Annotated in this window: 14 protein-coding genes and 1 pseudogene; 4 read left to right on the forward strand and 11 right to left on the reverse strand. The window is 71.4% G+C overall.

What is annotated here, in order from left to right:
• Positions 1 to 61 precede the first annotated feature (61 nt).
• Positions 62 to 1,021, forward strand: a complete 960-nt coding sequence (locus AB0I10_RS23385; protein WP_363154506.1) for a class I SAM-dependent methyltransferase — start codon at positions 62 to 64, stop codon at positions 1,019 to 1,021.
• Here the strand turns inward: AB0I10_RS23385 and AB0I10_RS23390 are convergent.
• Entirely contained in the window at positions 993 to 2,423 is a 1,431-nt protein-coding gene (locus AB0I10_RS23390; protein ID WP_363154507.1) for an alkaline phosphatase PhoX, read from the reverse strand. The genes AB0I10_RS23385 and AB0I10_RS23390 overlap by 29 nt on opposite strands.
• A 206-nt stretch (positions 2,424 to 2,629) precedes the next feature.
• Positions 2,630 to 4,180, reverse strand: a complete 1,551-nt coding sequence (locus AB0I10_RS23395) for a hypothetical protein (protein ID WP_363154508.1) — start codon at positions 4,178 to 4,180, stop codon at positions 2,630 to 2,632.
• A 225-nt stretch (positions 4,181 to 4,405) separates the two neighbouring features.
• Here AB0I10_RS23395 and AB0I10_RS23400 point away from each other — a divergent pair, with 225 nt between their 5' ends.
• The 3 genes and pseudogenes from AB0I10_RS23400 to AB0I10_RS23410 all read left to right on the forward strand — a co-directional run.
• Positions 4,406 to 6,259: an endonuclease/exonuclease/phosphatase family protein gene (locus AB0I10_RS23400; RefSeq protein WP_363154509.1), complete on the forward strand. Its 1,854-nt coding sequence runs from the start codon at positions 4,406 to 4,408 to the stop codon at positions 6,257 to 6,259.
• A 98-nt stretch (positions 6,260 to 6,357) separates the two neighbouring features.
• Positions 6,358 to 6,504, forward strand: coding sequence for a hypothetical protein (locus AB0I10_RS23405; RefSeq protein WP_363154510.1), 147 nt, complete (start codon positions 6,358 to 6,360; stop codon positions 6,502 to 6,504).
• Between the two features lie 117 nt (positions 6,505 to 6,621).
• Positions 6,622 to 7,054: pseudogene (locus AB0I10_RS23410) on the forward strand (dihydrodipicolinate synthase family protein); the annotation flags it as partial.
• 117 nt (positions 7,055 to 7,171) lie between these two features.
• Here AB0I10_RS23410 and AB0I10_RS23415 read toward each other — a convergent pair.
• From AB0I10_RS23415 to sufU, 9 genes are all read right to left on the reverse strand, one after another.
• Entirely contained in the window at positions 7,172 to 8,155 is a 984-nt protein-coding gene (locus AB0I10_RS23415; protein WP_363154511.1) for an EI24 domain-containing protein, read from the reverse strand.
• Positions 8,156 to 8,219: 64 nt separating this feature from the next.
• Positions 8,220 to 8,924: a hypothetical protein gene (locus AB0I10_RS23420; protein ID WP_363154512.1), complete on the reverse strand. Its 705-nt coding sequence runs from the start codon at positions 8,922 to 8,924 to the stop codon at positions 8,220 to 8,222.
• Positions 8,921 to 9,100, reverse strand: coding sequence for a hypothetical protein (locus AB0I10_RS23425; protein WP_363154513.1), 180 nt, complete (start codon positions 9,098 to 9,100; stop codon positions 8,921 to 8,923). The genes AB0I10_RS23420 and AB0I10_RS23425 overlap by 4 nt, the downstream gene beginning before the upstream one ends.
• 267 nt (positions 9,101 to 9,367) lie before the next feature.
• The gene (gene dapD / locus AB0I10_RS23430) at positions 9,368 to 10,375 is read right to left on the reverse strand and encodes a 2,3,4,5-tetrahydropyridine-2,6-dicarboxylate N-succinyltransferase (RefSeq protein ID WP_363154514.1); all 1,008 of its coding nucleotides are present in this window, start codon (positions 10,373 to 10,375) and stop codon (positions 9,368 to 9,370) included.
• A gap of 43 nt (positions 10,376 to 10,418) precedes the next feature.
• Positions 10,419 to 10,973, reverse strand: coding sequence for a TetR family transcriptional regulator (locus AB0I10_RS23435; protein WP_363154515.1), 555 nt, complete (start codon positions 10,971 to 10,973; stop codon positions 10,419 to 10,421).
• Positions 10,973 to 11,293 carry a multidrug efflux SMR transporter gene (locus AB0I10_RS23440; RefSeq protein ID WP_363154516.1) on the reverse strand — a complete coding sequence of 107 codons (321 nt, stop codon included), beginning with the start codon at positions 11,291 to 11,293 and terminating at the stop codon, positions 10,973 to 10,975. Before AB0I10_RS23440 ends, AB0I10_RS23435 begins: the two co-directional genes overlap by 1 nt.
• 66 nt (positions 11,294 to 11,359) lie before the next feature.
• On the reverse strand, positions 11,360 to 11,725 hold the full coding sequence (locus tag AB0I10_RS23445; protein WP_363154517.1) for a VOC family protein: 366 nt from the start codon (positions 11,723 to 11,725) through the stop codon (positions 11,360 to 11,362).
• A gap of 85 nt (positions 11,726 to 11,810) precedes the next feature.
• Entirely contained in the window at positions 11,811 to 12,146 is a 336-nt protein-coding gene (locus tag AB0I10_RS23450) for a metal-sulfur cluster assembly factor (protein WP_363154518.1), read from the reverse strand.
• Positions 12,143 to 12,601 carry a Fe-S cluster assembly sulfur transfer protein SufU gene (gene sufU / locus AB0I10_RS23455; protein ID WP_363154519.1) on the reverse strand — a complete coding sequence of 153 codons (459 nt, stop codon included), beginning with the start codon at positions 12,599 to 12,601 and terminating at the stop codon, positions 12,143 to 12,145. Before sufU ends, AB0I10_RS23450 begins: the two co-directional genes overlap by 4 nt.
• Between the last annotated feature and the right edge of the window lie 19 nt (positions 12,602 to 12,620).

Consider the following 12,620-nt stretch of genomic DNA (forward strand, 5'->3'; position numbering starts at 1 on the left):
CACGCGCGCAAGATTCCGCACTCCGCACGCCCCCCCCCACGCCACGCACCAGGAGCGTTCGATGATGCAGCAGCCCCCGACCGGCGACCCTGGCCAGCCGGGCCGGACGGACGACCCGAGCCGGACCGCCATCCCGGACCTCCCCGACCGGGTGGCGGCGATCTACGGCGACGAGGACCTCAGCACGGTCCCGGCCTTCGCCGGCGGTTTCATCAATTTCGGCTACTGGGCGCGGCTGCCCGACATCGCCGACCGCCCGCTGACCGAGGCCGACCGGGTCCGCAGCGAGCAGGACCTCTACCGCGTGGTGCTGAGCACCTTCGACCGGCCGCAGGGCCGCACCGCCCTGGAGGTCGGCTGCGGACGGGGGCTGGGCTGCGTACTGGCGCTACAGGAATTCGGCCTGGGAACGGTCATCGGCCTGGACGCCCATCCGGACCAGATCGCCCGCGCCCGCAAAACCCACGAGGCGCTGCTCACCGAGCTCGGCGCCGCCACCGATCCCACCCGGAGTCACCTGGACTTCGTACGGGGCGCCGCCCAGCGCATCCCGCTCCCCGATGCCACCGTCGACTGCCTCTACTCCGTCGAGGCCGCCCAGCACTTCCGCGATCTGCCCGCCTTCGCCCGCGAGGCCGCGCGGGTGCTGCGCCCGGGCGGCCGGCTAGCACTGACCACGTTCTTCGCCCGCGACCACCACGCCGCCCGCGCACTGCCCGAGCTGCTGCCCGCGTACGCGGACGGCCTGGACGTCCCCCATGTGATCGATGACGCCGCCGCGACGCTGGCCGCGGCGGGGCTGGGGGACGTCCGGGTGCAGGCGATCGGCGACGCGGTCTGGGAGGGGTACGACCTCTATATGGCCCAGCGGCCGGAGCTCCGCGACAAGTGGCCGCGCCGCTATCTGACGGCGTACGAGACCGGCCTGCTGGACTACTACGTCATCACGGCCACGGCCCCTGAGGCCGCCGGTGATGGCGCCGCCGGTACCGCTACCGCTGCCGCTTCCAGGGCCCGCTGATCGCCAGCATGATCCCGGGCTCCTGGATGTTCGCGAACAGCGTCTGCCCGTCCGGGGAGAAGACCGGCCCGGTGAACTCGCTGAACTCCGGCTCCTCGGCCGTACCGATGTTGAGGTCGTTGCGCGCGATCGGGTAGGTCCGGCCGCCCTCGGTGGCGCCGAAGAGGTGCTGGACGCCCTCGCCGTCCTCGGAGATGATCAGCCCGCCGTAGGGGGAGACGGTGATGTTGTCGGGGCCGTCGAGCGCGCCGTCCTTCGAAGGGTCCGGATTGACGCCGAGCAGCACCTTCAGCGTGAGGGTCCGCCGCTTCGGGTCGTAGAACCAGACCTGGCCGTCGTGGTGGACCGGGCTCTCGTCGCGGGCGTAGGACGACACGATGTACGCGCCGCCGTCCGCCCACCACATGCCCTCCAGCTTGCGGGCACGGGTGATCTCCCCCTCGGCGAACTGCTTGCGCACCGACGTCGTGCGGGCGTCGCGGTCGGGGACCTCGATCCAGTCGACGCCGTAGACGGTGCCGGTCTTCGTGGCGCGCGACAGGTCGTCGACGTACCGGCCGCCGGAGTCGAAGCACTTGGGGGCGGCCAGCACACCGGCGTCGTCGGCCAGCGTCTTGAGCTGTCCGCGTCCGTGCTTGAAGCCGTGCGGCGGGGTCCAGCGGTAGAGGAGGCCGTTGGGCTTGTCGGCGTCCTCGGTCAGGAAGAGGTGGCCGCGCTTGGGGTCGACGACCACCGCTTCGTGGGCGTAACGCCCCAGCGCCTTGATGGGCTTGGGGTCACGGCCGGCCCTGACGTCGTACGGGTCGACCTCGAAGACATAGCCGTGGTCCTTGGTCATGCCGTGCTCGCCGGCCTTGTCCTCGTTCTCCTCGCAGGTCAGCCAGGTGCCCCAAGGAGTGGTCCCGCCCGCGCAGTTGGTGGAGGTACCGGCGATGCCGACCCACTCGCCGACCGGCGTACCGTCCTTGGCGACCTCCACGACGGTGCAGCCGCCGGACGCCGCCGGGTCGTAGACGAGTCCCTCGGCGAGCGGCACCGGGTGCGGCCAGTCGGCGCGCGGGCCCTTCAGCTCGTGGTTGTTGACGATCAGGGTGCTGCCGCGGGTGCCCTCGAAGGTGCCGGTGCCGTCGTGGTTGGAGGGCGTGGACTCGCCGCTGTCGAGCTTGGTCACGCCGGTCCGGGTGATGATCCGGTACGAGAAGCCGGCGGGCAGCGCGAGGATGCCGTCCGGGTCGGGGATCAGCGGACCGTAGCCGAGCGCGCCGCCCGCCGTGCCGTCGGCGGGGGCCTCCTCACCGATGGCTCCGGGCGCGGTGGCCAGCACACCGACGCTGCCGGCCAGTGCCACGCCCGCACCGGCGAAGGCGGAACGCTTGGCGAAGTCTCTGCGGGTGAGCGGCATTGTCATCTCCTGGATGGCCTGGGATCCCCTGTGCCTGCGCCGCACACGTTCCCGCGCGCCTTCGAACTCCAGTTGAACGCCGCCCTACATCCAGGAAGCGGTTGCGCCTCACCCGCAGTGGACATCGCCATGCGCCCTAGACGAGCCAGAAGGGACATAGGACTTACTCGTCTAGGGCGTGACGACACCCCTGGCGCCGGAAACGATCAGCCGGCCCTGCGGGAGCGCGCCTTGAAGGCGGCCTTGCGGGCCTCCTTGGCGGCCTTCTTGTCGGGGTGCAGCCGGCCCATGGCCTCCAGGACGTCGGCGGTGGCCGGGTGGTCCACCCGCCAGGCCGCGTCGAAGAACCCGCTGTGCTGGTCGGTCAGGCTGCGGACGAGCTCGCGCAGCTCGGCCGCCGCTTCGTCGTCCGCGCTGTCCAGCTGTGCGGCGATGGTGTCCACGGTCAGCCAGAAGATCATGTCCTGGGACGGCTCGGGGATGCCGGGCGCGGCGCGCTCGGCGAGCCAGACCCGGGCCAGACCGCCCAGCTGCCGGTCGTCGAGAACCTCGCGCAGCGCGGGCTCGGCGTCGGGCGCGACCAGGGAGAGGGTCTGCTGCGCGGCGAGCCGGCGCAGCGGGGCGCGCTCGTCGTCGCCGCGGGCGGCCGCGAGCAGGTCCCGGGCGGCATCCACGGGCGTACGGGCCGCCAGCCACTGCTCGGACTCGGCCTGGGCGAGCGTCTCGGGGTAGTCGGGCAGCGCGTCGAGGAGGACGTCGGCACCCTTGTCGGTGAGGTCGCCGACGGCCGGGGCGTGCACACCGGCGTCCAGCATGCGGGCGCGTACGGCGTAGATGCCGAGCGGGGTGAGACGGACCAGGCCGTAGCGGGCGACGTCCTCGTCGGCGAGCGGCTCGGCGGTGGGGGTCCCCGCCGGACCGGAGCCGGCCGAAGGTCCTCGGGGGAGGACCGTCTCGCCGTCCTCGTCCAGCTCCTCGATGAGCGCCTCGTCGACCGGGGTGTAGGCCACGATCCCGATCGGTTCCAGCACCCGGAACTGGTCGTCCAGGCGCATCATCGCCTCGGAGACCTCTTCGAGGACGTCGTCGGTCGGCTCGTCCATATCGTCCGGGACGATCATGGACGCGGCCAGCGCCGGCAGCGGAACGTCCTGGTCAGGGCCCTCGTGCAGGGCGGTGAGCAGATAGAGGTTGCCGAGGATGCCGTCCAGCAGCTCGGCCTCCTCCTCCGGGTTCCAGTCGATCGCGTCCAGGTCGAGCTCGCCGCCGTCGGCGAGCTGCTCGGCGATGTCGGAGAGGTCGGGGGCGACCGCGTCGGCGAGCACGGTCTCCATGCCGCCGAGCCAGATGTCGAGGATGTCCTGCGGGCTGCCGGAGGTGAGGATGCTCAGCTCCTCGCCGGGGGTGGCGGTGCCGACCGCGGCATCGTCCGGGAGGTCGGCGGCCGGCTCGCCGTCGGCCGCGCCCGCGCCGTCATCGGGCTCGTCGATCTCGACCAGGCCGGTGTCCACCGCCAGCTGCCAGGCCTCGGCGGTGTACGCGGGGCCGTCCTCGTCGTCCGCCAGGCCGAGGTGCTCGGTGGCGGCGGCCAGCGGCTCCTGGAGGATCTCGCCGCCGACGCCGACGGGAACGCCCCGCTCGGCCCAGCGGGCGAGCTTCGCCGCCCTGGCCATCAGCGGCGCGCTCAGCGCGTCCCGGGCCAGCTCCGCTTCGGTGTGCAGCCGGACCGGCGGCAGGGTGGGACGGTCTGCGGACATCTCGGGCTCAGCTCCTCGAACGGACTACGGCTCGTGCGACGTCCAAGCGTAGACGGAATTCCGGGTATCTCGGGCGGTTCACCCACCCGCCCGTCATCCGTCACCCGGCGAACCTTGACAACTCCCCTGGCCACACAAGAGATTGACGCGCGTAGAGGCTGTCGGTGCACTTATGCGCGCACCTCTTCCGACGCACCCCCCACTCCCTCTCCCTCGGAGGCATTCATGCCGTCCCGTCGTTCGCTCCGCAGGCCCGCCGCCGTCGGCGCGGTGGCCTGCGCCGCCCTCGCCACCGGACTGCTCACCGCCCCCCAGTCCGCGTCCGCCGCGGGCTCCCGGATCCACGACATCCAGGGCAGCACCCGAATATCCCCGCTCGCCGGGAAGCAGGTCAGCGGCGTGCCCGGCACGGTCACCGCGGTCCGGGCGTTCGGCTCGGCGCGCGGCTTCTGGGTGCAGGACCCGCACCCGGACGACAACGCGGCGACCAGCGAGGCCGTCTTCGTCTTCACCGGCAAGGAGACGCCGAAGGTCGACGTCGGTGACGCGGTCACCTTGGCCGGCACGGTCAGCGAGTACTACCCGGGCGGGAAGGACGCCGGCCTCCAGTCCGTCACCCAGATCACCGACGCCACCTGGAAGACCACCTCCTCCGACGCTCCGCTGCCGGCCGCCTTCAAGCTCAACCCGGCCTCGGTTCCGGACCGTTACGCGCCCGAGGCGGACGGCGCGAGCGCGGACGGCAAGAACATCGAGTCACTGCCGCTGCGCCCGCGTTCGTACGCGCTGGACCGCTACGAGTCCCTGGAGGGCATGCGGGTCGCGGTCGCGGGCGCCCCGGTAGTCGGCCCGACCAGCACCCACCACGAGCTGTGGGTCACCGCCGAACCGCGGCACAACCGCACGGTCCGCGGCGGCACGCTCTACAGCTCCTACGGGGACCCCAACTCCGGCCGGGTGAAGGTCGCTTCGCTGATCCCCTTCGCGCAGCGGCCGTTCCCGGTGGCCGATGTCGGCGACGAGCTGACCGGCACCACCGCCGGGCCCCTGGACTACGACAACTTCGGCGGCTACACGCTTCAGGCCACCGAGCTGGGCACGGTCACCGACCACGGCCCGGCGCCGGAGACCACCCGCAAGCAGACGTCCGGCGAGCTGGCCGTGGCCACGTACAACGTCGAGAACCTCTCCCCCACCACCCCGCAGGCCAAGTTCGACCGGCTGGCGAAGGCGCTGGTGCACAACCTGTCCGCCCCCGACGTCGTCGCCCTGGAGGAGGTGCAGGACGACAACGGCGTCACCGACGACGGCGTGGTCTCCGCCGGGGCCACCCTCAAGAAGCTCACCGACGCCGTCAAGGCGGCCGGCGGCCCGGCGTACGAGTGGCGCCAGATCGACCCGGTGAACGGCCAGGACGGCGGGCAGCCCGGCGGCAATATCCGCGTCGCGTTCCTCTTCAACCCCGACCGGGTGTCGTTCACGGACATCAAGGGCGGCGACGCCACCACGCCGGTGAAGGTGGTCGCCGACCACGGCAAGGCCGCGCTCTCCGTCTCCCCGGGGCGGATCGCGCCCGCCGAGGAGGCATGGAAGGACAGCCGTAAGCCCCTGGTCGGCCAGTTCTCACTGAAGAATCGTCCCGGCAGCCGGGTGTTCGTGGTCGCCAACCACTTCAACTCCAAGGGCGGCGACCAGGGCCTGGACAGCCGTTTCCAGCCGCCGGCCAGGACGTCCGAGACCCAGCGCACCGCGCAGGCCCGGCTGGTCAACGCCTTCGTCAAGGATCTGCTGGCCAAGGACCCCAAGGCCGACGTGGTGGTGGCCGGCGACCTGAACGACTACCAGTTCTCCCCCGCCCTCAAGGCCCTGACCGGCGGCGGCGTACTCACCGACCTCGTCGGCGGCCTGCCGCGCGCCGAGCGCTACGGCTATGTCTACAGCGGCAACTCCCAGGTCCTGGACCACATGCTCACCAGCCGCCATCTGGCCCGTACCGACTACGACATCGTCCACATCAACGCCGAGTACGCCGACCAGGCCAGCGACCACGACCCGCAGGTGCTGCGCATCCGGCCGTGACGGGCGCCGTCACCCTCCGGCCGCGTTCAGATCGCCAACTCCCGCCGGGAGTGCGCTACTGAGCTGGTAAGCAATACCGGCCGGACAAGGAAGTCATCATGCCGAAGTCGCAGAACCGTAAGTCAGGCAAGGAGCGCGCCGCCAAGCAGCGCGCCGAACGCGAGCGGGAGCCGCAGATGCCGGAGGAGTCCGCTGCCGAGCGGACCCAGGACCTGAAGCCCCGGTCGCGAAATATGCCCGACTGACGCGTGAGGGGCCTGTGCGGCCCGAGCGGCCGCCGTACCGGAAGGGTGCGGCGGCCGCTTCGTGGGCCCACCCTTGTCTCGGCGTAGCACTCCTTTGGAGCCGGTGCTTGCACCGGGGGCACCACCGGCGAGTCCCCGACGACCTCGGACGCCGAGAAGGGGATGCTGGTGCGCGCCGTCGCCGAGGCCGTCGGCGACCGGGCGCGGATCACCGCGGGGGTCGGCACGAGCGACACCCGGCATTCCGTCGCACTGGCCCGCGCCCGCCGAACGGGCGGGCACCCACGGCCTGTTGGTGGTCACGCCGTACTCCTCACGGCCCGCCCAGGACGCCGTCGCGCACCATCTGCGCACGGTCGCGGACGCCACCGGGCTGCCGGTGATGCTGTACGACATCCCCGGCCGCACCGGGACCGCGCTGAGCGCCGAGACCCTGCTGCGGCCGGCCGGCCATCCGCGGATCGCGGCGGTCGAGGACTGCGGTGACGACCTGCTGAAGTCGGCGAAGGTACTGGCCGCGACCGGCCTGGCGTACTACGCGGGGTGCGACGAGCAGATCCTTTCGGCGGCGCCAACTCCGGCACGGTCACCGCGAAGGCGCTGCTCCACCACCTCGGCCGGCCCTCGGGGCCGATCCGCGGACCGCTGCTGGATGCCGGGGCCGAGCTCACCAGCCGGCTGGCGGACGCGCTCCGGACGGCCCTGGACCGGCAGGCGGCTGCGGGTACTGCTGTGACTGCTGCGGGTACTGCGGTGACTGGTACGGCTGTCCCTGGTGAGGCGGGTACTGCGCGGGCGCCGGCCCGAAGCCGCCGGGCGCGGCCTGACCCGGTGCCGCATACCCCGGCGCGGCCTGCCCGTACGGCGCCGCGGCCGCAGCCTGCCCGGTCTCACCGTCGCCCGGCGGCTGCTCCTCGCCGGGCACCAGGTCCCGTACGAGCAGCGTCGCGCCGGCCACCGCACCCGGCATGAGGATCACCGCGACGAAGGGGACCAGGAACAGCAGCACGATCGGGGTGCCGAAGCCGACGGCGAGCGCCTTGCGACCGCGCAGCATCCGCAGCCGCTCGCGGACCGGGATGTCCCGGCGCTGCATCGCCACCGACGTCAACTCGACGGCGAGGAAGAAGCCGGAGACACAGAACCCGATGGCCGGGATCACGGTCTGCCCGATGACCGGCACGAATCCGAGGGCGAACAGGATGATCCCGAAGCCGAGGGCCCGCAGCAGCACATGGACGCTGTCCCGCAGCGCGATCCAGATCTCCTGCCACAGCGGCCGGTCCGGGCTCTCCGGGCAGCTGCCCTCGGACTCCTCGACCTTCTCCGACAGCGACTCGTAGAAGGGATCACCGATCAGCAGCGTGACGGCGGTGAAGGTCAGCACGGACAGCATCAGCCCGCCGGCGAACAGCAGCACCACGAACAGCCCGCGCAGCAGCCCCTGCCAGGGCGAGCCCCAGTCGTCGGCGAACGGCGTCGCCCAGGCGGCGATATCGCCGGACCACAGGGCGAGCATGGTGAGCACCCCGGCGTACAGCGCCAGGGCGATCAACGCCGGGATCAGGCCGAAGCCCCACCACCGGCCGTGCCCGGCGACCCACCGCTGGCCCTTGCCCAGATACCGCATCCCCGCTACAAGATCACGCATGGGTCCAAGCCTATCTGCGGGCAGACGGCCCGGTGACACGGGCATGCCAGCTACCACGGAACCGTTACGTCTCGCCGGTCAGCCGCGCCAGTTGCCCTTGGAGCCAGTCGATCCGGGCCTGCATGAGGGACGCCTCGGCGGACATCTCGGCGACGGTGCGTACGGCGGGTCCGGCGGACGGTCCGGTGCGTAAGGCGGGCCCGGTGTCAGGCCCGGGGCAGCTCTCGGCCTGGTGGTGGCCGGGGACCACCCGCAGCCGCCCGCCGCCGATCCGGGCGAACTCCGCGAAACTCACCGTGTCGCGCCCGGCCACACAGCCCACGCACGAGCCGGTCAGTACCTGCCACCCGGTCCGGCCCCAGCCCGCGTCCGCGAAGACCTCCGGCGGCAGCCCGCAGCCGCACGGCCCGACGCGCACCACCCGCACCCGCTGCCGCGCATAGCGCATCCCGCGCTCGAAGCGGATGTACACACCGAGCACCGTGACCTCCAGCAGCGCCGCCCTCCGGTGCGCGTCGGCGCAGGTCAGGGCCAGCGCATCGGTGAGCGTGTGCAGACAGTAGAAGCCGCAGTCGCAGCGCAGCGCGGGGCTGCGGTGCCGGCGGCCGTAGACACACCGCGCCTCGTCCACCACGCCGTACGGGGCCGCACCGCCGATCGACACCCCGGCGAACCCGATCCGTTCACCGTCGTGGGACAGCACCGGATTGGCGAGCTTGTACCCGCGCGGCGGCTCGGCGGGCCGCTCCTGCGGCAGCCGCAGCCTCATCGCCCGACCAACGCCTCGGCGACGAGACGCTCATGGGCGTCCCGGCCTGCCGCTACCACCCCGGTGGCTTCCCGCGCCCCGACCTCGGCTCCGTCGGCCTCCCGCTCCCCGGCATCCCGCTCCCCGGCTTCCCGTTCCTCCGCGATGCCGACAGCGAGCGGTTTGCCGAGCCTCATGACGCCTCCCGGTACGGTCCGTTGGACACCGACCTCGCCATGGTGGACCAGCCCCGGCCGGCTTGGCACCAGCGCATCCTGGCCACCGCCCCCGCGCCCGGGGCACACTCCGTCCCACGCCCGCGCACGCCGACGGGACGGGACGACACCCTCGATCCCCGCAACAGCGGAGCGCCCTCCCCCGGTCCGTCGCCGGTCCGGGAAAGGGCGCCCACTGGCCGCGTGGAGCCACCTATGACAGGGCGGCCATGAGCCGGCCCTGCCACATCAGTTGTGACTGTGCAGAATCTCGTTGAGCCCGCCCCAGACCGCCTTGTTCGGCCGGGCCTCGACGGCGCCGGTGGTCGAGTTGCGGCGGAAGAGGATGTTGTCGCCGCCGGAGAGCTCCAGGGCCTTGACGATCTGGCCGTCGGGCATGGTGACGCGGGTGCCCGCGGTCACGTACAGGCCCGCCTCGACCACGCACTCGTCGCCCAGCGCGATACCGATGCCCGACTCGGCGCCGAGCAGGCAGCGCTCGCCGATCGCGATGATCTGCTTGCCGCCGCCCGACAGGGTGCCCATGGTGGAGGCGCCGCCGCCGATGTCGGTGCCGTCGCCGATGACGACGCCCGCGCTGATCCGGCCCTCGATCATGGAGGTGCCCAGCGTTCCGGCGTTGAAGTTGACGAAGCCCTCGTGCATGACGGTGGTACCGGCCGCGAGGTGCGCGCCCAGCCGCACCCGGTCGGCGTCCGCGATCCGCACACCGGCGGGCGCGACGTAGTCGGTCATCCGGGGGAACTTGTCGACACTGGTGACCTGCAGATGCTGACCGTCGGCGCGGGCGTTCATCCGCACCGTCTCCAGCTGGTCGACGGCCACCGGGCCGAGCGAGGTCCAGGCGACGTTCGCCAGCAGCCCGAAGATGCCTTCCAGGCTCTGCCCGTGCGGCTTGACCAACCGGTGGCTGAGGAGGTGCAGACGCAGATAGGCGTCGTGCGCGTCCAGCGGCTTGTCGTCCAGCGAGGCGATGACCGTACGGACGGCCACGACCTCGACGTCGCGGACCGGGTCGAGGCCGATCGCCTTCAGCGCGCCGGCGCCCAGCAGTTCGGTGGCACGCTCGTCGTCGAGGTGCTCGGTGCCGGCGGGGCCAGGGCCTTCGGCGGTCGCGGTGACCAGCTCGGGCGCGGGGTACCAGGTGTCGAGAACGGTGCCGTCCGGGGTGACGGTGGCGAGCCCGGCAGCGACGGCGCCGGTGGTACGGGAAGCAGAGGTAGCAGCATCGGTCATGCGGAAAACCTAACCGGAGGGCGCCCGCCGATGCGAACCGGTCTCAGCGACCGGTCTCCGGGGCCGACCAGCCCGCCCCCGCCGCCCGCACCGCGTCACGTTCGAAGGGCCGCCCGGTGAGCAGCTGCTGAAGCAGCAGCCCGTCGATGAACGCCACCACGGCCCGTGCGGTCGGCGTGTCGCCGATCCGCCTGCCGAGCAGCCGCACCATCTCTTCCAGGCACTCGGCGGCGATCGGCCGCACCGCTTCATGCCGCAGCGCCGCCAGATACAGCTCGTACTCCAGCTCCACCCGCGCGCGGTCACCGGTCAGGGTGTCCTCGACGAACCGGGTGACCTGGTCGGCGAGCGGCACGGCCGGGTCGATGCCGTCCACCCAGCGCGCGAAGTCGCCCAGACATCCCGCGTTGACCTGCCGCAACGCGGCGACCAGCAGATCGTCCTTGGTCGCGAAGTGGTACGTCGTCGAGCCCAGTGGCACATCCGCCGCGGCTGCCACGGAACGGTGACTGAGCCCGGAGATCCCCCGCTCACCGACCACCGCGATCGCCGCGTCGATGATCCGCTGCCGCCGGTCCGGGTCGAAGCGCCGGCCCATCAGTGCGCACCGCCCAGATTCAGCACCACGACCCCGGCGATGACGAGCAGCACCCCGAGAATCTTCAGCGCGCTCGCGCTCTCCCCCAGAAACACCACGCCGATCGCCGCGATGACGGCCGTCCCGGCACCGGACCAGATCGCATACGCGGTGCCGACACTCATCGACTTGAGCGTCTGCGCCAGCAGCGCGAAGGCGAGCAGATACCCGACCGCGGTGCCCAGCGACGGCCACAGCCTGCTGAAGCCCTCGCTGTACTTCATCGCGGTGGTCGCGAGAATCTCGGAAAGTATCGCGCCTGCCAGCATCACGTAGGCCATGCGTACGAGTGTACATAGCGTTGCGTACGGTCGTACATAGCGCCTGGCGCCGCATCGAGCCGGCGGCTAATCCACCAACGTCCGCTTCGGCGTCAGCACGCAGAACTCGTTGCCCTCGGGATCGGCGAGCACCACCCACGACACATCGCCGCCCTGACCCACATCCACCCTGCGCGCACCGAGGCCGATGAGCCGCTCGACCTCCGCGGCCTGATCGTCCGGTGTCAGATCCAGATGCAGTCGGTTCTTGCGGGACTTCACCTCGGGTACGGGAAGGAAGACGATGCCCGGCAGCGCGCGCTCGTCGGCGCCGATGACGATTTCGTCGAGGGCCTCGTACACGACCCGCCAGCCCAGGACCCGGGCCCAGAAAGCGGCCTGCCCCTTGAGGTCATGGGCGTCAACGGCGATCTGATACAGCGATACGGCCATGCCCGCCAGTGTGCCTGGCGAACATGGCCGTATCGGTACAACTCACGCGTGTCGCGCGCGCCCTGAGGCGGGGATCAGACGGAGATCAGACGTTGAAGCCCAGCGCGCGCAGCTGCTCGCGACCGTCGTCGGTGATCTTGTCCGGGCCCCACGGGGGCATCCAGACCCAGTTGATCTTCAGTTCACTGACGATGCCGTCCGTGGCGGACTTCGCCTGGTCCTCGATGACGTCGGTCAGCGGGCAGGCCGCGGAGGTCAGCGTCATATCGATGGTGGCGATATTGGCGTCGTCGACGTGGATGCCGTAGATCAGGCCCAGATTGACGACATCGATACCCAGCTCGGGGTCGACGACGTCGTACAGCGCCTCGCGGACCTCTTCCTCGGTCGCCGGCTTGGTGGTGGTCGGGGTGTCGGTCATGCGGTCTTCGCCTCCTCGGAGAGGGCCTTGGCCGTGGCGTCCTTCCAGGCCATCCAGCTGAGCAGGGCGCATTTCACACGCGCCGGGTACTTCGAGACACCGGCGAACGCCACCGCGTCCTCCAGCACCTCTTCCATCGCGTCATCCGGCTCCACCTTGCCCTTGGACTGCATCAGCTCCAGAAACGTCTCCTGGATCTTCTGCGCCTCGCCGAGCTGCTTGCCGACCAGGAGGTCGTTGAGCACCGACGCGCTGGCCTGGCTGATGGAGCAGCCCTGACCCTCGTAGGACACATCCTCAATCGTCGCGCCGTCGAGCCGCACGCGCAGCGTGATCTCGTCGCCGCAGGTGGGGTTGACGTGGTGCACCTCGGCGTCGCCGTCCCGAAGACCGCGCCCGTGCGGGTGCTTGTAGTGGTCCAGGATGACGTCCTGGTACATGGAATCCAGCTTCACGGCTCAGTCAGTCCTCGTC

The organism is Streptomyces sp. NPDC050636 (genome assembly GCF_040654775.1).
Classification (GTDB): Bacteria; Actinomycetota; Actinomycetes; order Streptomycetales; family Streptomycetaceae; genus Streptomyces.